Here is a 22,346-nt window from a genome sequence, read left to right on the forward strand (position 1 = left end):
CGCGGGGTGGGTGGCCGTCGCCTGACGCCGGCTGATCTCGGCCGCCACGCAGCAGAGGCACGCCTCTACGACGGACAAGCGCGGCCGGACGGGTCGAGATCTTGGCCTCCCGCCTGCGCGAGCACGGCCAGACGGCGACGTCGACCACCGGCACGCGCACCCGCCCCGGGTGCTCACCCAGTAGCGCGTCCGGGACCCTCTCTACCGGCCCTGGGCGCCTCCAGCATCCAACCACTGGGGATCATGCGGGATCGGGGCCGAGGTCGAGTGCCGGTTCGAGTCCGGGGAAGTCGCGGACGGCGGTGGCGAACTCCTGGAACAGCAGCCACTGGTCCTTGGTGATGATCCAGTCCTTGGTGATGCTGCCCGTGACCGTGCCCATCGCGCGGACCTGGGCGTCGCCGCCGGTCAGTTCGAAGACCGGGCCTCCGCTGTCACCGTGTCTGGAGCTGTCGATCCGTTGCTTGGCCGAGACCAGGTTGCTGTAGCACTCCTGGTTGCCGTAGATGTCCTTGCCGCAGATCTCGCTGTACTTGTAGTCCACGGTTCGGCCGCACGAGGCTCCGGTGGCGGCGCCGGACATGCACAGGGACTGGTTCTTGTAGGTGAATCCCCAGCCGACCACCGGCTTGGTGTAGTCGCCGACGCCGGGGGTGCCGTCCCACATCCTGCCGTTGCCCTTGCCCGTGCTGACGAGGCCGGTGACGCGGATGAGCAGGAGGTCGTGGGCGACGTTCTCCTGCTCGGCGACGCCGATGACCTGGCCGGTGCCGTCGGTGAACACGTCGCCGGGAGCGCCGCAGTGCCCGGCCGTCAGCAGGTAGCGGGTCGAGCCGATGTACACGGGGAAGCCGCCGGTGCAGTTGTAGCCCAGGGCGGGGCTCCCGCCGCAGCCGGCAGCGCCGCCGAAGGTGGCGTTGGCGATCGCCACGCCGCCGTACCAGGGGAGGTCGTCGTCACAGCGGGACGTGAGCTGCAGCGGCTCCTGCACGACCACACGGACCGGGACCCCGACGTCCGGCAGCGCCTGCCGTACGAGGGCCACGTCTTTCTCTTCGACGGCGGCGGTGAGACCGCTCCCGTCGAAGGGCATCTGGACGGCGTGGACGCGCCCGCCCTTCTCGGCGCCCGAGGCGGCCCAGAGCCGGTCGGAGGCCGCGCTCAGTTCGCTCTCCGAGTACCGGGCCGGGCGCACCTCCACCGGGGCGATCTTCTCGGCCCGGTGGATCGCGGCCCGGATCGGGCCGGGAACCTTGCCCTTCCACCAAAGGATCACCCCTTCCTCGCCGAGTTCGACGCCCGCGTACCCGCCGCCGTCCACAACCTTCCTGATCTGGTCGGCGGCCGCCGTCAGAATGCTCTGCGGTGTGTCCTGTGGTGTGTTCGAGGTGGTCGCCGCGCGGACGGGAGTGGCGGCGGAGGTCATCGCCAGTGCCGCCATGAGGATGCCCGCGATCTTCGTCCTTGACTGCACGCTGCTCGGTCTCCTTCGTGGTTGCCGTCAGCGGACGAAGCTAGAAGCGTTGTCTTGTGATCGGGTTGGATCGGTCTTGCGAAACCCGGCAGGCTCGATGAACCGGCCCTTGGTCCCATCCATGCAGGTCAGGCCCGTTCCCGTGTGCCTGCGTGCGACCAGGTCCGGGCAGGTCGGCGCGTCCGATACGCTCGGCGGTCGTCGCCAGTCAGCCCCAACCCGGCCACAAGTCCCAAGCGGCATCCTCACCCCATGCGCGTGAACAAAATCGCCTGGTCGGCCGCGATACTCGCAGTGACCGTAGGGCTCACCACACCTGCCGCACCCGCCGCCGCGGCGCCTGCCATCGCCGTCAAGAGCGACTTCAACGCCGACGGCTACAACGACGTCGCCGTGGGCATGCCCACGTACCCGGGCTATCTCGGCACGAACAACAGCGGCATGATCGCGGTCCTGTACGGCGGCCCGAACGGCCTCAGCGACGCCGGACAGCTCATCCGGCCCACGACCGGCTGCTCGGGTGAATCAGCGGGTGTCTGCCGAGGCTGGGGCAAAGGACTGACCTCCGGCGACGTCGACGGCGACGGCAGGACCGACCTGGTCACCGTGGGGCTCAGCGAGCGGCAGATCTTCTCCTGGACACCGGCCGGCATCACCCAGCAGGGCAGCTCCAGTTCGGCGTACTTCCAGGGGCTGACCGTCGGCAACGCCGACAACGACTCGCGACCCGACGTCGTGGGACTGTTCGCGACCGGCTGGAACGCCTCCTTCGGCGGCTGGTACAACGGCGGCGTTTTCGAAAGGACGCCGCTCAACGCCCCGAGCAGCCCTCGGCTGCAGTCGACGGCGATCGGCACCGTGAACGGCGATGACATCATGGAGGCGATGGTTCTGCTCGCCCCCACCTACGGATCGACCAGCCATGAGCTGTGGTACATCGACAGTCTGCGCGATCCGGCCCACACCCCCATGCTCATGGGCAACACGGCGGCCTGCGACACCCCCGAGGCGACCAAGCCTGTCTGCACCAAGAAGGACTCCCAGCTCGGCCTCGGCGACGTGAACGGCGACGGCTACCGCGACGTCGTCATGGTGACGCCCAGCACCGGCACGGTGCACGTCTGGTACGGCTCCTACTACGGCGCCGGCATGTACCAGCCCGGGTTCACGGCCCGCAACCTGTCCTGGCTGACCACGCTCGGGTCCACCGACATCACCGTCACCGTGGGCGACATCAACGGCGACGGACGCGGCGAGATCGCCATCGGCCTGCCCCGAGCGACCATCGCGGGCAAGGCGGCCGCGGGTGCCGTCGCGCTGATCCCCGGGACCGCCTCGGGCCCGGACGTCTCCGCTGCCCGGATCCTCACTCAGGACGGCATCGCCGCACCCGACACGGCGCCTTCGGCGGACCCGATCGCCGAGGACTCCGTGGCCGACGACCGCATGGGCGAGGCCGTCTCCATCATCGACGTCACGGCTGACGGCAAGGGCGAACTGATCGTCGGCGTGCCCGGCAAGAACGGTGGCAGGGGCATGCTGGCGGTGCTTGCCGGCACCGCCGCCGGGATCTCGTCCTCTGCGCAGTCCGTGCACGCGATTTCCACCGGGGTGAGCGCCGCGGATGCCCGCTTCGGCGCCATCATGCTGCGATAGCGCCACTGCGGGCGACGCCGGTCCCTGCGGTTCGTGCTTTCGTGCCACGCCACGCCGCCATGTTCGGGCTGAAGGCCGGTTCGGCACTGTCCTGCGGAAGGACATGGACGTCCGCGGCCCTGCCGAAGGGGAGGGCCGCGGACTCTCGCGCCTATCTCACCCAGAGCTCGTAGCTGCCGTCGCCGTCTCCGTCGCAGTGGTAGTCGGCGTAGCCGTCCCAGAAGACGGCGACGATTCCGGCTGCCTGGCAGGTGGCCAGGTTGTCGTAGGTTCCGTAGTACCGCCAGCTGAGGAGGCCCGCCGCGCTGGATGACGCGGCCACGGTCGCGGCGGTGTTCGAGGGCGCTGCCAAGGCCGGCGGTGCGGCCGGCAGAAGCATGCCGGCCGCGCCCATCAGCACCATGATCTTCTTGCCGATCATCGTGGCCCTCCTAGTGGATTTCGGCGTAGTAGCTGGTGATGGGTGACCAGCCGCACCCCAGGGCGAGCTCTACTTGGCCGCTGTTGGTGATGTTGGTCTGGGCGTCCCGCCACCAGATCCCCGCGCACTGCACGTGCAGGTCGGCGGTGCCGGGGCCGGTGCAGAAGACGTGCACCCTGTTGTCGGAGCCGACGTAGGGGGCTGCGCAGGACCCCGAGAGGGAACTGGCTGTGCTCGCCGTGGAGACGGTGGAAGCGGAAGCTGCGGCGGACCCTCCGTACAGGGAGAGTCCGACGCTGCCCACCACGGCGAGCGTGGCGAGAAGTCTGTTCATGATCTGAGCCCTTTCTGCGTGGGGACGGGATGTCCCATCCGCGGTGGGTGGTCCGCCCTGGAGCTCAGTCGTGCGGTCGTTGATCATGGCTGCCTCTCAGAAGCGGAATGAGGGGACACCCCTGATGCTGATCCGGCAGTGGTCCGAAGTCTGTCGTGCAAGCCGTCGGCCAATTGCTCGACATTCAACGCAGCGTACGGCCCAGCCCCAGGACCGCGATGCTGACGAAGATCGTCGGCGAACGCCGCGGCGACTGACCAGCCTCCCATGGGGGCTCAGGCCGGAAGGGCCGCCGTCCGCGGCACGCGCGGCAGGACGTGCTCGCCGACCCGGTACGCCTCCTCCAGATGCGGCCACCCGGACAGCACGAACTCCTCCACCCCTGCCGCCGCGTATTCGTGGAACAGCGCCGCGACCTCGTCGTACGAGCCGACCAGGGCGGTGCCGGCGCCCTCGCGCACCAGCCCGACCCCGGCCCACAGCCCCGGGTGGATCTCCAGCTCACGGGTGCCGCCGGCGTGCAGGTCCACCATGCGGCGCTGGCCGACGGAGTCGTAGCGGGCGAAGCGGCGCTGGGCCTCGGCGATGCGGCCCGGGGCCATGCCCGTGAGCAGCCGGTCGGCCTCGGCCCAGGCGGCTTCGTTCGTGTCGCGGGCGATGACGTGCACGCGCAGGCCGTACCCGAGGGTGCGGCCGTGCGCGGCGCTGAGCGTGCGCAACCTGGCCACCCGCTCGGCGACCGCCTGCGGCGGCTCGCCCCACATGAGCGCGACGTCGGCGTGGCGGGCGGCGACCTGCTCGGCGGCCGGTGACGCGCCGCCGAAGTAGAGCGGCGGCCTCGGGTCGAGCGGCGCGGGCAGGCCGCCGCTCTCGACCCGGTAGTGCTCGCCGTGGTGGTCGAACGGCGCACCGTCCCAGGCGCGGCGGAGCACGTGCAGGAACTCGCCGGTCCTGGCGTAGCGGGCGTCGTGGTCGAGGAAGTCTCCGTACGCGCGCTGCTCGACGGGGTCGCCCCCGGTCACGACGTTCAGCAGCAGCCGGCCGCCGGAGATCTCCTGGAAGGACTGGGCCTGCTGGGCGAGCAGGGTGGGCAGCGCGTACCCGGTGCGGAAGGCGACCAGCAGCCGCAGCCGCTCGGTGTGCTGGGCCAGGGCCGCGCACACGATCCACGGGTCGGGGCAGCCCGCGCCGACGGGGGTGAGGGCGGCCTCGAACCCCGCCTGCTCGGCCGCCCTGGCCACCTGCGTCAGGTACGCGACGGTGGCCGGGCGGGCGGAGGGGCGGTAGGCGTCGGTGGTGGTGATGGCCGAGCGTACGTCGTGACCGTCACCGGTCGTGGGCAGGAACCAGTGGAATCGCATCAGGAAACCTCGGGGTCGGACGAAGCGGCCCGCCGGACGGCTGCGGCCACGGTCTCGCGTACGGACGGGAAGTCGGGATGGGTGCGCGGATCTGCCGCGCGCGGCAGCTCCGAGGGCTGGTCGAGCACGATCGTGCCCGGCCCGCGGCTCATCACCAGCAGGCGGGTGCCCAGGTAGACGGCCTCGTCGACGCTGTGCGTGACGAACAGCACGGTCTTGCCCGTGGCCTGCCACAGCCGTCGCAGCTCTTCCTGGAGCCGCTCCCTGGTGAGCGCGTCGAGCGCGGCGAACGGCTCGTCCATCAGCAGGATCGCGGGGTCGGGCGCGAGCGCACGGGCGATGGCGGCGCGCTGCTGCATGCCGCCGGACAACTCGTACGGACGCCGCCCCGCCACCTCGCCCAGCCCCACGAGCGCGAGCAGTTCGTCGGCCCTGGCCGTCCTGACCCGCTTCGGCACCCTTGTCATGCGCAGTCCGAACTCGACGTTACGCCGTACGTTCAGCCAGGGGAACAGCCGCGGCTGCTGGAACACCACGCCCCGGTCGGGACCCGGCCCCGCCACGGGCTCGCCGCACACGGTGACCGTCCCGGAGGTGGGCGCGGCGAACCCGGCGACGAGCCTGAGCAGCGTGCTCTTCCCACAGCCCGAGGGCCCGACGATCGTCACGAACTCGCCCGCGCCGACGTCGGCCCCGATCCCGCGCAGCGCCTCCACCGGCTCCGCCTTCGACCAGCGGGAGCGCGGCCGGTAGGTGAGCGAGACGCCCTCCAGCCGCACCGCCGCCGCGGTGAGCGTGTCAGCTGGTGAAGGCATCGCGCAGGTCCTTGGTGGCCAGGCCCTTCTGGAAGACCTCCAGGGCGGGCACCTCGGGCAGCTTGTTCTGGGCCTTGAGGAACTCGGCGGCGCTGCGCAGGTTCTCGGCCAGCGCGCCCGGCTTGTCCGGGGTGCCCAGGTAGGCGGAGCCGGCCTGCTCCTTGGCGTCCAGCAGGATCAGCTCGTCGATCTGCCCGGCGGCCTCGTCGGGGCTCAGGTTGAGCTGGCGTCCGACGGCCGCCGCCGCGGCCCGCTTGTCGGTGCGTACGAGCTTGACCGCCCGGTCCTGCTGCGTGAGCCAGGTGCGCAGCGCCTGGGGGTAGGAGGTGGCGAACTGGGTGCGGACGACGGCCAGGTCGGCCGTCAGCCTGCCCTTGGCGGCCAGCTCCTTGCTGGTGACCAGCACCTTGCCACCCTTGCGCAGCTCGCCGAGCACGGGCGTCCAGACGTAGGCGGCGTCGATGTCGCCGCGTGTCCAGGCGGCCTGGATGTCCGGCGGCTCCAGGTCGACGACGGTGACGTCCGACTCGCTCAGCCCGGCCTCCTGGAGCGCGGCCAGCAGGCTGTAGTGCGAGGTCGAGGAGAACGGCGTCGCGATCTTCCGGCCCTTCAGCTCGGTCACCGAGCCCGCCTGGCGGGCCACGAGCGCCTCGTTCTCGCCGATGACGTCGAAGATCCACGGCACCTGGTACGGGATGTTCAGCGGCGCGGACAGGCCGCGGGTGACCGGGCTGCTGCCGGCCAGGCCGATGTCGATGCTGCCCGCGACCATCGCGGTGTTCACGTCGCCGCCCGAGTCGAACTTGATCCAGCTGATCTTCGTGTTCGGCAGCGCGCTCTCCAGCCAGCGCTGGTCCTTGACGATGAGGTCGCCGTTCGGGATGAGCTGGTAGCCGATGCGCAGCTCCTTGGGGCTGCCGTCGGCGGCGGGGGTGGCGCCGGTGCCGGTGGAGCAGGCCGCCAGGCACAGTGCGAGCGCCAGCGCGGGGATGAGGCGATGTTTCATGGCTGATGCCTTCGCAGGGGGTCAGGCCTTGCCGCGCCAGGGCACGAGCAGGCGCTCGGTGAGTTGGAGGAGGGTGTCGATGAGCAGGCCGGACGCGCCGATGACGAGCAGCCCCAGCACGACGACGTCGGTCTGGTTGTAGCGCTGGGCGTCGCGGATCATCCCGCCGATGCCCGGCACTCCGTTGACGGTCTCGGCGGCCACGACCGTGGTGTAGGCCACCCCGACCGCGACCCGGACGCCGGTGATCACTTCGGGCAGCGCCGAGGGCAGCACGATCCGGTACGGAAGCTGCCACCGCCCGGCCCCCAGCGACCTGGCCGCGTACAGGTAGTCCTCGTGCACCCCGCGTACCGCGTCGGCGGTGGCCACCGCTACGGGTGGCAGCGCGGCCACGAACAACAACGAGACCTTGGGCGGCTCGTCGATGCCCAGCCAGATGATCAGCAGGCTGAAGTAGGCCAGCGGCGGCAGCGTCCGCACGAACGTGATGAGCGGGTTGAGCAGGGCGCGCACGGTGGGCACCAGGCCGACGACCAGGCCCAGCGCGATGCCGCCGGCGATGCCGTACAGGCTGCCGAGCAGGATACGGCGCAGGCTGGCCAGCAGATGCTCCGACAGCAGGTAGCCGCCGTAGCCGCGCCGGCCGTCGTGCACGGAGGAGGTCAGGAAGAGCTGGTCCCACACCGACCCCGGGCTGGGGACGAACACCTCGGGCCACAGGTGGGAGGCCGCGACCGCCCACCAGATCGCGGCCAGCAGGACCACCCCCGCCACCCGCAGCCCGATCCCACGGATCACCGTCTCCGCCTCTATTCCACAATAAGCGACTGGTTTAGTGGGAATTAAGGTAGAGGATCCCCCGGGCGCACGCAAGAAGCACGACGCGCCGGCCCCTCGGTGAAAAACTTCCAGTTGCTGGAAAATTCTAGTACGAGTATATTCGCTCGCATGCAGGAAACGCGGCGGGAGCGGAAGAAGCGGGAGACCCGGCAGCGCATCGTGTCGGCGGCCATGGCCCTGTTCGAAGACCAGGGCTATGAGCAGACCACCGTGACGCAGATCGCCGCGGCGGCGGACGTCGATCCCAAGACGTTCTTCAACTACTTCCGCACCAAGGACGAAGTGCTCTTCGTCGACATGGAGCGGGACTTCGACGTGCTGGTCGGCGCCATCGCGGACCGCCGCCCCGAGGAGGGCCCCGGCGAGGTGCTGGCCAGGGCGGTCGAGCGGTACGCCGCCCACCGCCGGCCCAAGATCCCCGCCAAGGAGGCCGCGGAGCTGTCCGGCGTGACCCGGCTGGCCCTGACCACGCCGGCGCTCCAGGCCAAGGGGCTCTACCTGCTGCTCGACCTTCAGCAGCGCGTCGTCGGGGAGCTGCTGAAGGCTTTCCCCGGCCTCGACCCGATCACCGCGGCCGCGATGATCGGGGCCCTGATGGGCGCCGTCCAGCAGGCGGGCCTGGCCAGCGTCCAGCTCGGCCGGTCCCAGGAGGAGTTGTGGGAGGCCGCCCGGCACGGCGTCGAGATCGCCATGCGTGGTCTGCGCTCGGTGCCGCCGTCCACCCCGAACCTTTGACGCATCACCGCGGACAGGAGCGACGATCATGGAGGAAAACGTCCGGCGGCTCGCCCGCGACATGCGGCGCGCCGTACGGGAAGGCCCGGAGGCGATCGCACGGCGGCGGCGGGGTCGCCTGGCCGAGCTGGTGGCCCATGCCCGCGCTCACTCGCCCTTCTACCGCGAGCTCTACCATGACCTGCCGGAAAGGGCCGACGACCCGCAGCTGCTCCCGGTCACCGACAAGAAGACACTGATGGCCCGCTTCGACGACTGGGTCACCGACCGTGAGGTGACCCGAGAGCGAGTCGAGGAGTTCGTGGCCGATCCCGATGCGGTGGGCCATCGGTTCCTGGGCCGTTACCTGGTCACCACGACCACCGGCACCAGCGGGCAGCGCGGCCTGTTCGTGCAGGACGATCGGTGCCTGGCCGTGCACACCGCCACCGGGTTGCGCACTGGCGCCGGACTGTCGGCCCGCGACGTCCTGCGCACGCTCGCCCGCGCCGGCCGCACCGCCATCGTCACGGCCCCCAGGGGCCACTTCGCCACCCTCGCCGGGCCGGCACGGGCGGCCCTGGAGCGGCCGTGGCTGGGCCGGTTGGTGCGAGTCATCCCGACCGACCAGTCGATGGAGGAGATGGTCGACGAGCTCAACCGGTTCGATCCGGCCGGCGTCGCCGGTTTCGTCGGGCTGCTCACGCTGCTGGCAGGGGAACAGGAGGCCGGCCGGTTGCGCATCCGCCCGGCGCTCGTCATCCCCGGCGGCGAGACGCTGAGCCCGCAGACCCGGGAACGCCTGGCCGCCGCGTTCGGGGCGAAGGTCCGCGCCGCCTACGCCTGTGGCGAGTGCGGCTTCCTCACCGCCGGCTGCCGGGAGGGCTGGTACCACGTCAACGGTGACTGGGTCGTCCTGGAGCCGGTCGACGCCGATCACCGGCCGGTGCCGCCAGGGCGGCTTTCACACACCGTCCTGATCAGCAACCTCGCCAACCGGGTCCAGCCGATCCTGCGCTACGACCTCGGCGACAGCGTCCTGATGCGTCCTGACCCCTGCCCGTGCGGCAATCCGCTCCCGGCCGTCCAGGTGCAGGGGCGGGCGGCCGATCTGCTCACCTTTCCCACCGGGTCCGGCGAGCGCGTCGGCATCTCGCCCATGTCCTTCAGCACCGCGCTGGCCGTTCCCGGCATGGAACAGTTCCAGCTCGTCCAGACCGCGCCCACCGTCCTGCGGGTACGCCTGCGGGCCGCCGGCGGCGCCGACGCGGACCGCGTCTGGCAGGCCGCCCACGACCGGGCCGTCCATCTGCTCGCCGAGCACAAGGCCGGTCACGTGACGATCGAGCGCGCCGAGGAGCCGCCGGAGCAGACGGCCGGAGGGAAGTACCGCAAGATCATCCCGCTGCCGCAGCCCTGACGGGCGCCGGACTCTCCGCCGCAACGGCAGCCGAAAGCGTGCACGTGGACACCGCCGCCCCCACGACAGCTACGCCGACGGTTCACCTACGCCCTGAGGAACGCAGCACTAGGGCCTCAGGAACAGCTCGACGACCGGGATCGTCACGTCGGGGCGGGTGATCGGCAGCCGCAGGGTCAGGGTGTCCTCCGGCAGGCCGCGCAGGTAGTGGTGGAACGGCTCCTTCGGGTCGATCTCGACGAACGGCACCTCCGAGGCGTCGTGCAGGAACTGGGCGTAGGCCACCCGGCCGCCGAGGCCGGGCAGGTGCACGTGCTGCATCGGCCACGACAGCAGGTGCAGGTAGAGCCGGTCGCCGCGTCGGGTGTAGCGGCAGTCGGGCGGGGCCTCGAACTCCGCGGGCCCCGCCCCGTGGATGGACCGGGCGTGCAGGCGCATCCACGCGCCGATCCCGCGCAGCCGTTCCAGGGCGCGCGGCTCGAACTCGCCCCGGGCGTTCGGGCCGACGTTCAGCAGCATGTTGCCGCCCTTGGACACGGTGTCGACCAGCATCTTCACCAGCAGCTCGACCGGCTTCCAGTCCTGGTTGTCGCGGTGGTATCCCCAGCTGCCGTTGAGCGTCTGGCACGCCTCCCACGGCCGGTGGCCGGGCACGCCGCCGGGCGGCATGACCTGCTCGGGCGTGGTGAAGTCGCCGCCGCCGAGCCCGAGCCGGTTGTTGACGAGGATGCCCGGCTGCAGCTCGCGGACCATCCGCTCCAGCTCGGCCGAACGCCACTCGTCGGGGCCCTTGGCGCCGAACCCGCGCCCGGCGTAGGAGAAGTCGAACCACATCGTGTCGATGCGGCCGTAGCGGGTCAGCAGCTCGCGGACCTGGCCGTGCAGGTAGTCGGCGTAGGTGGTGATGTCGCGTTCGCCGAGGTCCTCCTCCCGGCGGGGGTGGTAGAGGTCGTTGGGGAAGTCGGGGTGGTGCCAGTCGAGCAGGGAGTAGTACAGGCCGGTACGCAGGCCGCGCTCCCTGAAGGCGTCGAGCATGGGGGCGAGCAGGTCGCGGCGGGCCTTGAACCCGGTCAGGCCGGAGTCCCACAGGCAGAAGCCGTCGTGGTGCTTGCTCGTCACGACCAGGTACTTCATCCCGGCGTTGACGGCCTCGTCGGCCCAGGCGGCCGGGTCGTAGAGGTCGGGGTCGAAGTGGTCGAAGTAGCGGCGGTAGCGCTCGTCGTCCATCTTCTCGTACGACTGCACCCACTCGTGGCGGGCGGCCGCCGCGTAGATGCCCCAGTGGATGAACAGGCCGAACCGGGCCTGCGTGAACCAGCTCATGGGTGCACCATGACGGCCGACAGGCCGATCCGGCCGGTGCCGGTCCGCTGGATCCGCACGTACCGGCCCTCGGCGTCCACCGCGACCACGGACGGGCGCAGCGCCCGGCCCGACAGCGGCACCCGCGTGGCCTGCGCGAAGTCGGGCGTGGCCGAGACCAGCAGCTCGGCGTCGGCCGTGGTCATGGAGGCGTCGTTCCAGATCTCCACCGTGCCGATCCGGTGCGGGCCGCCCAGGTCGACCTGCCACCAGGAGCCGGGCGCGGACGTCGTCCTGGTGTCGGTCACCGTGGAGCCGTCGAGGGCGCCGGCGGCCGCCGCGGCGCCCTCGGTGGCGGACTGGGTGGCGCTGCCCGTCCTGGCCAGGTCGGGTTCGAGCTGCTCGACCGGGCCGGGGCTCGCGCCCGCCGCCGCGGCGACGGCGAGCGCCGCGTCGGGCAGCCGTTCCAGGGCGGTGTGGTTGTCCACCTGCCGCGAGCCGCGGCCGGACAGCTCCGGCGCGGTGGTGTCGGTCCAGTTGCCGGTCGCGAGGTTGTCGATGCCGTACCCGGCCCAGTTGGAGATCCACTTGTAGCCGACGCGGGTGATCACGTTGCCTTCGACCGTGATGTGGGAGCTCTGCTCGTCGAGGTAGACGCCGTTGCCGTCGCGCTCGGTGTTGCCGTACGCCGACCGGTTGAGGTAGTTGCCGGAGATCACCGTGCCGGGCTGCGGGCCCTGGGTGTAGATCGCGCCGCCGTCGTGCTGGTCCTCGGCGACCATCATGGCGTCCACGATCCTGTTGCCGGTGATCCGGTTGTCGCGCATGTCCGGGTTCTGGGCCACCGGCTGGTTCCAGCCCCATCCGACCGACACGCCCGAGTACGGCAGCTTCTCCAGCGTGTTGTGGTCCACGCGCAGCCCGGACTCGTAGCCCGCCCAGACGCCCACCGCGTCGGTGAACTCGCGGCCGGTCCAGGTGATGGTGTTGCGGGCCACCGTGTTGCGCTCGCCGCGCAGCTCGGCCGGGGGATTGGGGTCGGTGTCGCCGACGTAGACCGCGCCCGACGACAGGTCGGTGAACGCCGAGCCGGTGACGGCCGAGTCCTTGGTGCCGCCCTCCAGGATCACGCCGGCGCCGCCGAGGCGCGCGAACGCGGCGCCGGCGACGGTCACGTCCCGGCCGCCGCGCACGACGACGGCCGCGGCCGGCTTGGTGTAGAAGCGGCCGGCGTGGTCCTCGGGGCCGGTCGCGCCGGTCAGGGTGAGGCCGCCCTGCGTGCCCGCGTACCCCTCGGCGGTGTCCGGCTGCCGGTAGGCGGCGTGCTCGAAGCCCAGCCCGGCGATCCTGACCCGGCTCGCGCCCTCCATACGCAGCAATGTCTCGGTGGCGGGCGCGATCACGTCGTCCAGTCGCTCGCCCGGCCGGGGCAGGTAGGAGACGGTACGGGCGGTCCGGTCGAAGACGAACTCGCCCGGCTCGTCGAGCAGCTCGGCGGCGTTCTCGAAGAAGGACACCTTGGAGTACCGGGAGGAGTCGACCGTCGTCGAGTCCCACGCGGGCCCGGTGCGGCCGGTGCCGCTCGCGGAGTTCGTCCAGCACGGCTGGACGAAGGTGATCACGTCGCCGTCCACGCGGTCGATCCTGCAGCGGTAGTTCCGCCACCTGACCTTGATGACCGCCTCGGCGTTCGCCGGGTCGGCCCAGCCCGCGACCCCGCTCTTCACCGCGCCGGTCATGCCCGTCTTCGTCGCGTCGCAGGTCGCGGCCGGGCACGACCCGCCGCGTGCCCGGACCGCGCGTACGCCGCCGACGAACAGCTGCCGGGGCGAGAGGCCCTCGGGAACGGGCGCGACCTGGAGGCGTCCCTCCTGCCGCCAGCCGGTGATCGGCACGCCGCCCGACAGCACCGGACGGGCGCCGGGGGCGGCGGTCCAGGTCACCGTGTGCCCGTCGGGGCCGGAGTCGCGCCGGTCCAGGACGAGCGGCGCGGCCATCCGGTAGACGCCGCCCGCCAGGCGGACCTCGACGTCGCGGTCCATGCCGCCGGCCAGGGCCTCGCGGACCTTGTCCCGCGCGGTCTCCAGGGAGCACGGGTTGACCTGGTTGCAGGCCGCGGACCGGCCGTCCGGGGCGACGTGGAAGACCTTCGGGGCCGGGGCGGCCGCGGGGGTCGCGGGGGGCAGGGCCAGGGTCAGGGCGAGGGCGATCGCGGTGTTCACATTCCCTCCAGCGGGGGGTTCTGGGTGCCGAAGAGCCAGGCGCGCAGGAATCCGTCCAGGGCGGGACGGTGGGCGGTGGCGGCGGCGTGGGTGATGAAGTCCTCGGTGGAGGCGTTGCCGTCCTTGTTGCGCTGCACCCACCGGCGCATGATCCGGTCGAACGTCTCCTCGCCGACCTCGGTGCGCAGGGCGTACAGGACGAGGGCGCCGCCGTCGTAGATGTTGTAGCCGCCGAGGCCCTTCGGCCTGCCGGGCGGGCCGTCCTTGGCGCGGACCTCGTCGAGCTTGGCGTACACGCCGCGCATCTTGTCGGCCAGCGGCTGGCCGCCGTGCTCCTGCGCCCACACGGCCGCGTAATAGACGGCCGGGCCCTCGTTCAGCCAGGCGTCCTGCCATGTGGCGGGGGTCACGGAGTCGCCGAACCACTGGTGGACGAGTTCGTGCACCATCGTGTTGGAGTACGTGGGCCGGTCGAACCACCCGGTGCCGAACAGCGACAGCGTCTGGTTCTCCAGCGCGTCGCCGTACCCCGGGTAGATGTGCACCCCGTACGTGGAGAACGGGAACCGGCCGAACCTGGCCTCCGCCCAGGCGATCTGGGCCCCGGTCTCGGCGGCGATCGGCGCGTACCTGGCCTCCTGGCCCTGCGGGACGACGTGCCGCAGCGGGAGCGCGTGCGGGCCGGTGCCGTAGACGTACGTGCCCTTGACCACGGCGAGGCCGATCAGCTCCGAGGCCATCGGCTCGCGCTCCTCGAACGTCCACGTGCCGCCGTCGCGGCCGGTCAGCTCGCCGTTGGCGGTGGCGGCGTACCCCTCGGGGGCGGTGACGCGGAAGGTCCAGGTGGCCTTGTCCGACGGGTGGTCGTTGACGGGGAAGAACGTGTCGGCCCTGCTGGACTGCGCGGCGGCGGCGAACCCGCCGTCGGGGCCGAAACGCCAGCCGGTCAGGCCCGCGCGCGGCGCCTTGCCGTTGCCGTGGAAGCGCACCTCGGCCTCGAACGGGACGTGCTCGCGCAGCGGCTCGGCGGGCGTGACGGTCAGCTCCTGACCGCTCTGCCCGGGGGAGAGCGCCCAGGTGGCGGGCTCGCCGTCGACGGTGACGGCGTCGATCACGTGCCCGTCGGTGTCGAGGTTGAAGGACGACAGGGCCTGGGTGGCCGTCGCGGTGAACCGTACGACGCCGGAGAAGTCGTAGGTGACGGGGGTGAAGTCGAAGGAGACGTCGTAGTGGCGCACGTCGTAGCCGCCGTTGCCGAGCGTCGGGAAGAGCGGGTCGCCGACCCCGGGCGAGCCCGGCGACGGAGGTACGGCGGCGGCGGTGCCGAGCAGCGCGGCCGCGACGAGGGCGATGACGGTCCGCTTCATGGTCAGCCCGCCTTCGGTGACTGCTTGAGTGCTTCCTCGAACTCGGCGCGTGCCTGGTCGCCGCCCTGCGCCCGCCAGTCCTTGACCAGCTTGTCCAGGTCACTCAGCGGCGCCCGCCCGGCCACGATGGAGGTCACGCGGTCGGTGCGCATGGTGTACAGCGACTCGTACTTGTTCTCGTTGGCGGGGGAGTACAACCCGACCGTCGGGTCCTCCACGCCCACGGCGATCATCTTGCCGATCGCGTCGTGCATGATCTTCACGGCCTCCTTCGAGGAGGAGTCGAACAGCGCCTGCGTCGGCGCGGCGACGAACTTCCACGGCACGGCGGTGTCCCGCCCGCCCTGCTCGGTCAGCACCGGCGCGCCCTTGGCATCGCGCGTGTGGTCGGTGCCCTCCAGGCCGTAGGTGAACAGCGTGTACTCCTCGCTGCCGAACGGCGAGGCGAAGAAGTCGGCCACCCGCAGCAGCTCCTTGGCCCGCTGCTCGTCGCTCTTCTTCAGCATGGTGATCGAGACGACGATGTTGTTGAGGAACGCCTTGGCCTTCGGGCCGACCGGCGTGAGCGGCCGCGGATCGGCCGTCGGGTCGATCTTCTTGGACGTCTGCAGGTAGCCGGTGGGCCCGAGGTAGGCGGGCAGGCCGTCGTAGACCATCGCGGCGTGGCCGGAGTTGAACTCGTTCTTGCGCTTGAGGCCGTCGAAGCCCTCCGAGCCGGGGTAGATGACGCCCGCCTCGCGGAGCTTGCGGACGTACTCGACGGCCGCCTTGTACTCCTCGGTCTCGATGGCGTGGACGAGCCTGCCGTTCTCCAGCCGCCAGGCGTTGGGGGCGCCGAACAGCTGCGAGAAGATCGACAGGCCGTACCCGCCGCCGACCATGGTGAGCACGCCCCACTGGTTGTCCTTGGGCCTGGTCACCTCCTTGAGCAGCTCGAACAGGCGGTCCATGTCGGAGATCTGCGCCAGGTCGGTGACGCCCGCCTTCGCGAACATGTCGGCCCGGTAGAAGCCGAGCCCGCCGACCATGTTGCGCGGGATGGGGATGCCGTACAGCTTGCCGCCGACGATGCCCTGCTTCCAGAACACCTGCGGGATCGCCGCCAGGTTCGGGTACTCCTTGACCGCGTCCCCGCCGAGCAGCGCCGTCAGGTCGGTGCACTGGCTGGCCGCGAACGCGGGCAGGTTGTTCACCCCCTGCGACTGGATGTAGGTGAACATGTCGGGCAACGTGCCGCCCGCGACCATCGTGTTGAACTTCGTCGGCCAGTCGTCGGACGAGACCGCCTGCACGTCGGCCGTCCCGCCGAGCCGCTTCTCCACCTCCTGCCACGCCGGGTTCTCCGCGCGGCCGGGCGGCGGCGGCAGGAACGTCTGCACCGCGATCTTCACGGTCCCGCCCGACATCGGCGGCTTGGCGACGGCCTTGAACAGCTTGTCCGGATAGGTGAAGTAGCCCTCGGGCACGCCCGTCGGGCTGCCGGGCAGGTCGGGGGTGAGCGTGCCGGCCGGCGGCGTGTACGTCGGCAGCTTGATGGTCAGCCCCTGCGCCTTGGCGGCGGGCGCGGCGGACCCGCCACCGCAGGCCGCGAGGGCGGAGGAGGCGACGACACCCGCCGCCGTGGCGGCGCCGAGCCGGAGGAAACCTCGGCGCGAGACGCTTTCTCTCATGGGATCTTCCTTGGGGGGTTGGGGGGTCAGCCTTTGACGGCGCCGGTGAGCACGCCCTTGGTGAAGTAGCGCTGCAGGAAGGGGTAGACGAGCAGGATGGGCACGATCGCCACCACGAGCACGGCCATCTGGACCGCCTGCACGGGCGCCGGCGCCTCGGCGGCCGTCACGGTCTCCATCGAACGGCCCTGCAGGACGAACGTGCGCAGGATCAGCGGGAGCGGGAACTTGTCGGAGTCGTCGAGGTAGAGCAGGGCGTTGAAGAAGGCGTTCCAGTAGCCGACGGCGTAGAACAGCGAGATCACCGCGAGCACCGCCTTCGACAGCGGCAGCACGATCCTGACGAGGATGCCGAAGTCGCCCGCGCCGTCGATGCGGGCGCTCTCCAGCAGCTCGCGCGGCAGCCCCATGAAGAACGAGCGCAGCACGACCAGGTTGAACGCGCTCACCAGGCTCGGCAGGATCAGCGCGCCGAACGAGTCGATCAGGCCGACCTGCTTGACCAGCAGGAAGTTGGCGATCAGGCCCGGGTTGAAGAGCATGGTCAGCAGGGCGACCATCAGGATCCAGCGCGAGCCGGTCACCTCGCGGCGGCTCAGCCCGTACGCCATGCCGATGGTGGCGAGCATGCTGGCGAGCGTGCCGACGGCCGTCACCAGCACGCTGACCAGCAGCGCCCGCGTCACCACCCCGCCGCTGAGGATCGTCGAGTACGCCGCCAGGCTCGGTGTGGACGGGACCAGCACGAACCCGCCCGCCCGCGCGATGTCGGACTCGGCCGACAGGCTGGTGCCGATGACACCGACGAAGGGGTAGGCCACCAGCAGGACGACCGCGGTGAGGATCGCGCCCTTGAGGATCAGGCCGGGCGTGGAGGGCCGCTCCATCCAGGCCGGCCGGCTACTTGTCGCCACCGCGGTACACCCCCTCGTGGCCGAACAGGTGGGCCACCTTGTTCGCGCCGAGCACCATCGCGGTGCCGACGATGGTCTTGACCAGGCCGACCGCGGCCGCGGGCCCCCACTGGCCGTCCTTGACGCCGTTGAAGTAGACGAACGTGTCCAGCACCTCGCCCGCCTCGGGGCCGACGTTGTCGCGTTGGAGCAGGATCTGCTCGAAGCCGACGGACAGGATGCTGCCGAGGTTGAGTATCAGCAGCAGGATGATGATCGGCGTGATGCCGGGCAGCGTGACGTGCCACAGGCGGCGCCAGCGGCCCGCGCCGTCCATGGCGGCGGCCTCGTACAGGTCCTGGTTGATGGCGAGCAGGGCGGCGAGGAAGATGATCGTCGCCCAGCCGGCGTCCTTCCAGATCACCTGCAACGTCACCAGCAGCGGGAAGACGTCGGGGTCGGTCATCATGTCGTAGCGCGGCAGGCCGGCGCTCTGCAGGAAGTTCGGCAGCGCGCCCGCGCCGCCGAGGATCTGCTGGAACACCGAGACGATGATCACCCAGCCGATGAAGTGCGGCAGGTAGACCACGCTCTGCACGAACCTGCGCACCCTGTCGCTGACCACGCTGTTGAGCAGCAGTGCGAGGGCGATCGGTGCGGGGAAGAAGAGCACGAGCTGGGTGAGGGTGATCTTGAGGGTGTTGCCGAGGGCGTTCCAGACGCCGGGGTCGCCGAAGACGGTGGCGAAGTTCCGCAGCCCCACCCAGGCGCTGTCGATGAAGCCGATGTAGGGCTGGTAGTCCTTGAACGCGACCACGTAGCCGAACAGCGGCCCGTAGTGGAAGACCAGGAAATAGATCAGCCCGGGCAGCGTCAGCAGGAGCATCACCCGGTCGCGCCGGAGGCGCCGCCACAGCGAGAGCCTGCGCGGCCTCTCGCCGGACGGCGACGCTGTCCCGGCACGGGGGGCGTCGAGGGTAGCGGTCATGCGCTGGGTCCTTCCGGTTGGCGAGGAAGCTAGTAAGCGCTTTCATGCTTCGTCAAGCCCCTGGCCGGAAGTCGTGCCGTTCTTGGCTCGGCTCCTTGACCTTTGCGCAGGTGAAGCCCTAGCGTGCCGCAGCAGTGCGTAGAACGCGCTTACTATCGGGAGATGGACGTGGGCAGACAAGAGGCGCCGGTGAGACCTCCGCACACCCGGCCGAGACCGCGCGCCGTGCTGGCGATGGCGCCTGGGGTGCGCGAGGAGGTGTTCGGGCACGAGGCCCTGCGCCGCCTCGGTGAGCTGACCGAGCTCCACGACCAGGTGCTGCACGAGGTCAGCTCGCCGGACGCCCTGCGCGCGCTGGCCGGGGCCGAGGTCCTGGTGACCGGCTGGGGCTGCCCGAAGATCGACGCCGGGCTGCTCGATCGCGCCCCCGGCCTGCGCCTCGTCGCGCACGCGGCGGGCACGGTCAAGACCTTCCTCGACCCGGCCGTCCTCGAACGCGGCGTCCGGGTCTGCAGCGCGGCCGACGCCAACGCGGTGCCCGTCGCCGAGTTCACCTTCGCCGCCATCGTCTTCGGCGCCAAGCGGGCCTTCACCCTGGCCCGCCGCTACCGGGAGCGCGGCACCCGGCGCGACTTCTCCGGCCTGCCCTGGCTCGGCACCCGCGGCGTCACGGTCGGCCTGGTCGGGCTGTCCAGGATCGGCCGGCGCGTCATGGGGCTGCTCGGCGGCCTCGACGCCGACGTGCTGGTCTACGACCCGTACGCCGACCCCGCCGGGATCGCCGAGCTCGGCGGCACGGCCGTCGACCTCGACACCCTGGTCAGGCGGTCGCACGTGGTCAGCCTGCACGCCCCCGAGACCCGCGAGACCCGCCGCATGCTCGACGCCAGGCGGCTGTCGATGCTCCGCGACGGCGCCGTCGTCGTCAACACCGCCCGCGGCGGCCTGGTCGACACCGACGCGCTGGTCAAGGAGGTACGCAGCGGCCGGCTCGACGCGATACTTGACGTCAGCGACCCCGAGCCGCTCCCGGCCGGCCATCCGCTGTTCGACCTGCCCAACGCGTTCGTGACCCCCCATCTGGCGGGCGCGCAGGGCAACGAGCTCGGCAGGCTGGCCGAGTCCACGCTCGGGGAGATCGCCCGTTACGCCGCCGGGCTGCCGCTGCTGCACGAGATCGATCGCGGCGAGCTCGACCGAATGGCATGATCGACAGCGAGGAGGTGCCGGTGACCGAGCCGAGCCTGGCGACGATGGCCGACGTGGCGAAACGCGCGGGCGTCTCCAGCGCGACCGTGTCCCGGGTGATCAACGGCAACTACCCGGTCTCGGCGGTCACGCGCCAGCGGGTCGAGCGGGCCATCGCCGAGCTGGGCTACGTCGCCAACGCCCACGCCCGCGCCCTGGCCGGAGCCACCAACAGGACCGTCGGGATCATCATCAACGACGTGATCGACCCCTTCTACGCCTATATCGCCCGGGGCGTCGAGCGCGAGGCCACCAGGCACGGCCGCCTGTGCATGGTCTGCTGCACCCACGGCAGCCACGAGAAGGAGCTCGCGCTCATCGACCTGCTGCACGAGCAGCGGGCCGACGCCGTCATCCTGGTCGGCGGCGCCTACGAGGACCGCGCCTACGCCGCCCAGGTCGCCCGCCGGGCCCGCGCGCTGCACGCCAGCGGCTCCACGCTGGTGCTGTGCGGCCGGCCGTCGCTCGGCGACGACGTGCCGACCCGGGTCGTCGAGTACGACAACGAGGGCGGCGCCTTCGCGATCACGGACCACCTCATCACGCAGGGGCACCGGAAGATCGTCTTCCTGGGCGGGCCGCCGAGCCTGTCCACGACCGTCGCGCGGCTCGCCGGGCACCGGCGCGCGCTCGCCTTCCGCGGCCTGCCCTACGACAAGGGGCTGATCCACCTCGGGCAGCTCAACCGCAGGTTCGGCTACGACAGGATCCGCGCGCTGCTGGCCGACAAGCTCGACTTCACGGCGCTGTTCTGCGCCAACGACACGGTCGCGGCGGGCGCGATGCAGGGGCTGGAGCTCGCGGGCGTGCCGGTGCCGGAGGCGGTCTCGGTGGTGGGCTACGACGACGTGCCGATCGCGCAGGAGCTGCGGCCGCAGCTGACGACCGTGCGCATCCCGCTGGAGGAGCTGGGCCGCCAGGCCGTACGCCTCGGCCTCGACGTCGGGGACGACGACGACTACCTCTCGCCCGTGCAGACGATGGCCAAGGTCGGCACGAGCATCGTGGTCAGGGCCTCGGTCGCGCCGCTGCCGTAGGAAGCGCTTACTGATCATGGCTCCGGATTGCCGCGTGGAGCAGGGATAGAAAGCCGCAGAAAGATCTAGTAAGCCCTTGACCGGCATAGTAAGCGCTTACACAATCCCTGCCATGACCCCCCTCACACGCAGAACCTTCCTCGGCACCTCCATCGGCGCGGCCGGAGCGGTGACGGGCGCGGCCCTGCTCGGCTCCCGCCCGGCCCTGGCGCGCCCGGTCCTGGCGCGCACGGCCGGCCAGGAGGCGCGGCACACCGTGACACTCAGGGCCAGGCCCGCGGCCGAGGGCGAACGCCTCCGGCTCCAGCAGGCGCTCAGGACCACCGAGTTCCACCCCACCCGCGTCCACCTGCCCGCCGGCACCCCGATGGCCGTCGAGGTGACCGCCCCCGACGGGGTGCTGCCCACCCTGTACGTCGGCGCACCCGACACCCACGCCGACGTCGCGTACAAGAACCCGCGCGCCTACCGGCTCACCGAGGGCGTCACCACCGTGACCGACCCCGGCGGCGGGCTCGTCTACCTGGCGCTGACCGGTGACGGACAGCGCGCCAGGGTCAAGTTCCTGTCGGGCGGGGTGCGCGTGCCGACGTTCACGCTGGGGGAGAGCACCGAGGCCGAGTTCCAGTCCCAGCTCGACACGCTGACCGCCGCACCGCAGGCCGAGCTGGTCTCGCCGCACGCCATCGTCACGATCACCCGCGACGGCATGCTCGCCTGGCGCGACCAGGACCACGGGGAACTGCTCCGGCTCCTGGAGACGATCACCGCCTCGCACGCCGCGATCTCCGGCCTGTCCGCCGCCGAACGTTCCCCGCTGCCCTTCCACCTCGTCGAGGCCCCGCGCATGCCCACGGGCGCCGGCGCGTACGCCACCCATGGCTGGACCGCCTACCCGCGCACCTACCTCGACCGGCTCATCGCCGTGGACGGGCTGCGCACCCGGGGCTGGGGCGTCTACCACGAGCTCGGGCACCAGCACCAGCAGATGGCCTACAAGCCGGAGGACCTGACCGAGGTGACGGTCAACGTCTACGCGCTGGCCGCGCAGCGCACGCTGGCGCAGCCGTCCAACCTCACCAGGCCCGACGCCAGGACGGGGCTCACGCCGTACCAGAGCGCGCTGGCCAAGCTGCCCGCGGCCGACTTCCGGAAGCTGGGGGCGTACGAGAAGCTCGTGCCGTTCCGGCAGCTCGAACTGGCCTTCGGCGAGGACTTCCACCCGCGCCTGCACCAGCTGGTCCGCGAGGAACGCCCGGCCTCCGACTACACCGAGTCCGCCAAGCGGTGGGGCAACCTCGCGATCTACACCTCGCGGATCGCGGGGGCCGACCTGTCGGGCTTCTGGACCCGCTGGGGCGCGCCGCTGACCGCCGAGTACCTGGCCCGGGTCGCCGCCCTCGGCCTCCCGGCCCCCGCCGCCGACCCCTCGACGCTCACCGACTAGGAGCCCCCCATGCCCCCTGCCCGCCCCACCCCCACACCCCCTGACGGGACCTCCGCCCGTCCCGCCTCGCCGTCCTTCGACGGGGGTTCCGCTCGCCCTGCCCCGGCGCCCCTTGACCGGGCCTGCGC

Annotated in this window: 19 protein-coding genes; 6 read left to right on the plus strand and 13 right to left on the minus strand. The window is 71.4% G+C overall.

The window, feature by feature from the left end; translation table 11 throughout:
• Nucleotides 1–241 precede the first annotated feature (241 nt).
• Nucleotides 242–1,474 carry a hypothetical protein gene (locus tag ACIBQ6_RS00320; RefSeq protein ID WP_397209464.1) on the minus strand — a complete coding sequence of 411 codons (1,233 nt, stop codon included), beginning with the start codon at nucleotides 1,472–1,474 and terminating at the stop codon, nucleotides 242–244.
• Nucleotides 1,475–1,726: 252 nt separating this feature from the next.
• Between ACIBQ6_RS00320 and ACIBQ6_RS00325 the strand changes: the two genes are divergently transcribed.
• A complete protein-coding gene (locus ACIBQ6_RS00325; protein WP_397209465.1) occupies nucleotides 1,727–3,130 on the plus strand; it encodes an FG-GAP repeat domain-containing protein in 1,404 nt (467 codons plus the stop codon).
• A gap of 151 nt (nucleotides 3,131–3,281) precedes the next feature.
• Here ACIBQ6_RS00325 and ACIBQ6_RS00330 read toward each other — a convergent pair whose 3' ends face one another.
• The 6 genes from ACIBQ6_RS00330 to ACIBQ6_RS00355 form a co-directional block, all read right to left on the minus strand.
• Complete coding sequence (locus tag ACIBQ6_RS00330) at nucleotides 3,282–3,551, minus strand: hypothetical protein (RefSeq protein ID WP_397209466.1); 270 nt, start codon at nucleotides 3,549–3,551, stop codon at nucleotides 3,282–3,284.
• A 10-nt stretch (nucleotides 3,552–3,561) separates the two neighbouring features.
• A complete protein-coding gene (locus ACIBQ6_RS00335; RefSeq protein ID WP_397209467.1) occupies nucleotides 3,562–3,885 on the minus strand; it encodes a hypothetical protein in 324 nt (107 codons plus the stop codon).
• 275 nt (nucleotides 3,886–4,160) lie between these two features.
• Nucleotides 4,161–5,246, minus strand: coding sequence for an LLM class flavin-dependent oxidoreductase (locus tag ACIBQ6_RS00340; RefSeq protein ID WP_397209468.1), 1,086 nt, complete (start codon nucleotides 5,244–5,246; stop codon nucleotides 4,161–4,163).
• The gene (locus tag ACIBQ6_RS00345; protein WP_397209469.1) at nucleotides 5,246–6,061 is read right to left on the minus strand and encodes an ABC transporter ATP-binding protein; all 816 of its coding nucleotides are present in this window, start codon (nucleotides 6,059–6,061) and stop codon (nucleotides 5,246–5,248) included. The genes ACIBQ6_RS00340 and ACIBQ6_RS00345 overlap by 1 nt, the downstream gene beginning before the upstream one ends.
• Nucleotides 6,045–7,067 carry a glycine betaine ABC transporter substrate-binding protein gene (locus ACIBQ6_RS00350; protein ID WP_358295888.1) on the minus strand — a complete coding sequence of 341 codons (1,023 nt, stop codon included), beginning with the start codon at nucleotides 7,065–7,067 and terminating at the stop codon, nucleotides 6,045–6,047. The genes ACIBQ6_RS00345 and ACIBQ6_RS00350 overlap by 17 nt, the downstream gene beginning before the upstream one ends.
• A gap of 21 nt (nucleotides 7,068–7,088) precedes the next feature.
• Nucleotides 7,089–7,868 carry an ABC transporter permease gene (locus ACIBQ6_RS00355; RefSeq protein ID WP_397209470.1) on the minus strand — a complete coding sequence of 260 codons (780 nt, stop codon included), beginning with the start codon at nucleotides 7,866–7,868 and terminating at the stop codon, nucleotides 7,089–7,091.
• A gap of 150 nt (nucleotides 7,869–8,018) precedes the next feature.
• Between ACIBQ6_RS00355 and ACIBQ6_RS00360 the strand changes: the two genes are divergently transcribed.
• Together ACIBQ6_RS00360 and ACIBQ6_RS00365 are read left to right on the plus strand one after the other, a co-directional pair.
• Nucleotides 8,019–8,645 carry a TetR/AcrR family transcriptional regulator gene (locus tag ACIBQ6_RS00360; protein ID WP_397209471.1) on the plus strand — a complete coding sequence of 209 codons (627 nt, stop codon included), beginning with the start codon at nucleotides 8,019–8,021 and terminating at the stop codon, nucleotides 8,643–8,645.
• Nucleotides 8,646–8,673: 28 nt separating this feature from the next.
• Complete coding sequence (locus ACIBQ6_RS00365) at nucleotides 8,674–10,044, plus strand: hypothetical protein (RefSeq protein WP_397209472.1); 1,371 nt, start codon at nucleotides 8,674–8,676, stop codon at nucleotides 10,042–10,044.
• A 108-nt stretch (nucleotides 10,045–10,152) separates the two neighbouring features.
• Here ACIBQ6_RS00365 and ACIBQ6_RS00370 read toward each other — a convergent pair whose 3' ends face one another.
• From ACIBQ6_RS00370 to ACIBQ6_RS00395, 6 genes are read right to left on the minus strand one after another with little or no spacing between them, the layout of a single operon-like run.
• A complete protein-coding gene (locus ACIBQ6_RS00370) occupies nucleotides 10,153–11,367 on the minus strand; it encodes an alpha-L-fucosidase (RefSeq protein WP_364338875.1) in 1,215 nt (404 codons plus the stop codon).
• Complete coding sequence (locus ACIBQ6_RS00375) at nucleotides 11,364–13,568, minus strand: right-handed parallel beta-helix repeat-containing protein (RefSeq protein ID WP_397209473.1); 2,205 nt, start codon at nucleotides 13,566–13,568, stop codon at nucleotides 11,364–11,366. The genes ACIBQ6_RS00370 and ACIBQ6_RS00375 overlap by 4 nt, the downstream gene beginning before the upstream one ends.
• Nucleotides 13,565–14,935, minus strand: coding sequence for a M1 family metallopeptidase (locus ACIBQ6_RS00380; RefSeq protein WP_397209474.1), 1,371 nt, complete (start codon nucleotides 14,933–14,935; stop codon nucleotides 13,565–13,567). Before ACIBQ6_RS00380 ends, ACIBQ6_RS00375 begins: the two co-directional genes overlap by 4 nt.
• A gap of 2 nt (nucleotides 14,936–14,937) precedes the next feature.
• A complete protein-coding gene (locus ACIBQ6_RS00385; RefSeq protein ID WP_397209475.1) occupies nucleotides 14,938–16,605 on the minus strand; it encodes an extracellular solute-binding protein in 1,668 nt (555 codons plus the stop codon).
• Between the two features lie 26 nt (nucleotides 16,606–16,631).
• A complete protein-coding gene (locus ACIBQ6_RS00390) occupies nucleotides 16,632–17,519 on the minus strand; it encodes a carbohydrate ABC transporter permease (RefSeq protein ID WP_397209477.1) in 888 nt (295 codons plus the stop codon).
• Nucleotides 17,506–18,486, minus strand: a complete 981-nt coding sequence (locus ACIBQ6_RS00395; RefSeq protein WP_358295912.1) for an ABC transporter permease subunit — start codon at nucleotides 18,484–18,486, stop codon at nucleotides 17,506–17,508. The genes ACIBQ6_RS00390 and ACIBQ6_RS00395 overlap by 14 nt, the downstream gene beginning before the upstream one ends.
• 162 nt (nucleotides 18,487–18,648) lie before the next feature.
• Here ACIBQ6_RS00395 and ACIBQ6_RS00400 point away from each other — a divergent pair, with 162 nt between their 5' ends.
• The 3 genes from ACIBQ6_RS00400 (at nucleotide 18,649) to ACIBQ6_RS00410 (ending at nucleotide 22,218) form a co-directional block, all read left to right on the plus strand.
• A complete protein-coding gene (locus ACIBQ6_RS00400) occupies nucleotides 18,649–19,695 on the plus strand; it encodes a hydroxyacid dehydrogenase (RefSeq protein ID WP_397209478.1) in 1,047 nt (348 codons plus the stop codon).
• Nucleotides 19,692–20,771 carry a LacI family DNA-binding transcriptional regulator gene (locus ACIBQ6_RS00405; protein ID WP_358295918.1) on the plus strand — a complete coding sequence of 360 codons (1,080 nt, stop codon included), beginning with the start codon at nucleotides 19,692–19,694 and terminating at the stop codon, nucleotides 20,769–20,771. The genes ACIBQ6_RS00400 and ACIBQ6_RS00405 overlap by 4 nt, the downstream gene beginning before the upstream one ends.
• A gap of 112 nt (nucleotides 20,772–20,883) precedes the next feature.
• Nucleotides 20,884–22,218: a M60 family metallopeptidase gene (locus ACIBQ6_RS00410; RefSeq protein WP_397209479.1), complete on the plus strand. Its 1,335-nt coding sequence runs from the start codon at nucleotides 20,884–20,886 to the stop codon at nucleotides 22,216–22,218.
• Nucleotides 22,219–22,346 lie beyond the last annotated feature (128 nt).

Origin of the sequence: Nonomuraea sp. NPDC049655 (assembly GCF_044465465.1) — a bacterium.
GTDB lineage: Bacteria > Actinomycetota > Actinomycetes > Streptosporangiales > Streptosporangiaceae > Nonomuraea.

Coding starts and splice junctions, on each gene's coding strand:
- ACIBQ6_RS00380 (WP_397209474.1), bottom strand. CDS start 14,935: ATGAAGCGGACCGTCATCGCCCTCGTCGCGGCCGCGCTGCTCGGCACC.
- ACIBQ6_RS00370 (WP_364338875.1), bottom strand. CDS start 11,367: ATGAGCTGGTTCACGCAGGCCCGGTTCGGCCTGTTCATCCACTGGGGC.
- ACIBQ6_RS00395 (WP_358295912.1), bottom strand. CDS start 18,486: ATGACCGCTACCCTCGACGCCCCCCGTGCCGGGACAGCGTCGCCGTCC.
- ACIBQ6_RS00325 (WP_397209465.1), top strand. CDS start 1,727: ATGCGCGTGAACAAAATCGCCTGGTCGGCCGCGATACTCGCAGTGACC.
- ACIBQ6_RS00335 (WP_397209467.1), bottom strand. CDS start 3,885: ATGAACAGACTTCTCGCCACGCTCGCCGTGGTGGGCAGCGTCGGACTC.
- ACIBQ6_RS00340 (WP_397209468.1), bottom strand. CDS start 5,246: ATGCGATTCCACTGGTTCCTGCCCACGACCGGTGACGGTCACGACGTA.
- ACIBQ6_RS00330 (WP_397209466.1), bottom strand. CDS start 3,551: ATGATCGGCAAGAAGATCATGGTGCTGATGGGCGCGGCCGGCATGCTT.
- ACIBQ6_RS00360 (WP_397209471.1), top strand. CDS start 8,019: ATGCAGGAAACGCGGCGGGAGCGGAAGAAGCGGGAGACCCGGCAGCGC.
- ACIBQ6_RS00405 (WP_358295918.1), top strand. CDS start 19,692: ATGATCGACAGCGAGGAGGTGCCGGTGACCGAGCCGAGCCTGGCGACG.
- ACIBQ6_RS00410 (WP_397209479.1), top strand. CDS start 20,884: ATGACCCCCCTCACACGCAGAACCTTCCTCGGCACCTCCATCGGCGCG.
- ACIBQ6_RS00400 (WP_397209478.1), top strand. CDS start 18,649: ATGGACGTGGGCAGACAAGAGGCGCCGGTGAGACCTCCGCACACCCGG.
- ACIBQ6_RS00345 (WP_397209469.1), bottom strand. CDS start 6,061: ATGCCTTCACCAGCTGACACGCTCACCGCGGCGGCGGTGCGGCTGGAG.
- ACIBQ6_RS00385 (WP_397209475.1), bottom strand. CDS start 16,605: ATGAGAGAAAGCGTCTCGCGCCGAGGTTTCCTCCGGCTCGGCGCCGCC.
- ACIBQ6_RS00350 (WP_358295888.1), bottom strand. CDS start 7,067: ATGAAACATCGCCTCATCCCCGCGCTGGCGCTCGCACTGTGCCTGGCG.
- ACIBQ6_RS00365 (WP_397209472.1), top strand. CDS start 8,674: ATGGAGGAAAACGTCCGGCGGCTCGCCCGCGACATGCGGCGCGCCGTA.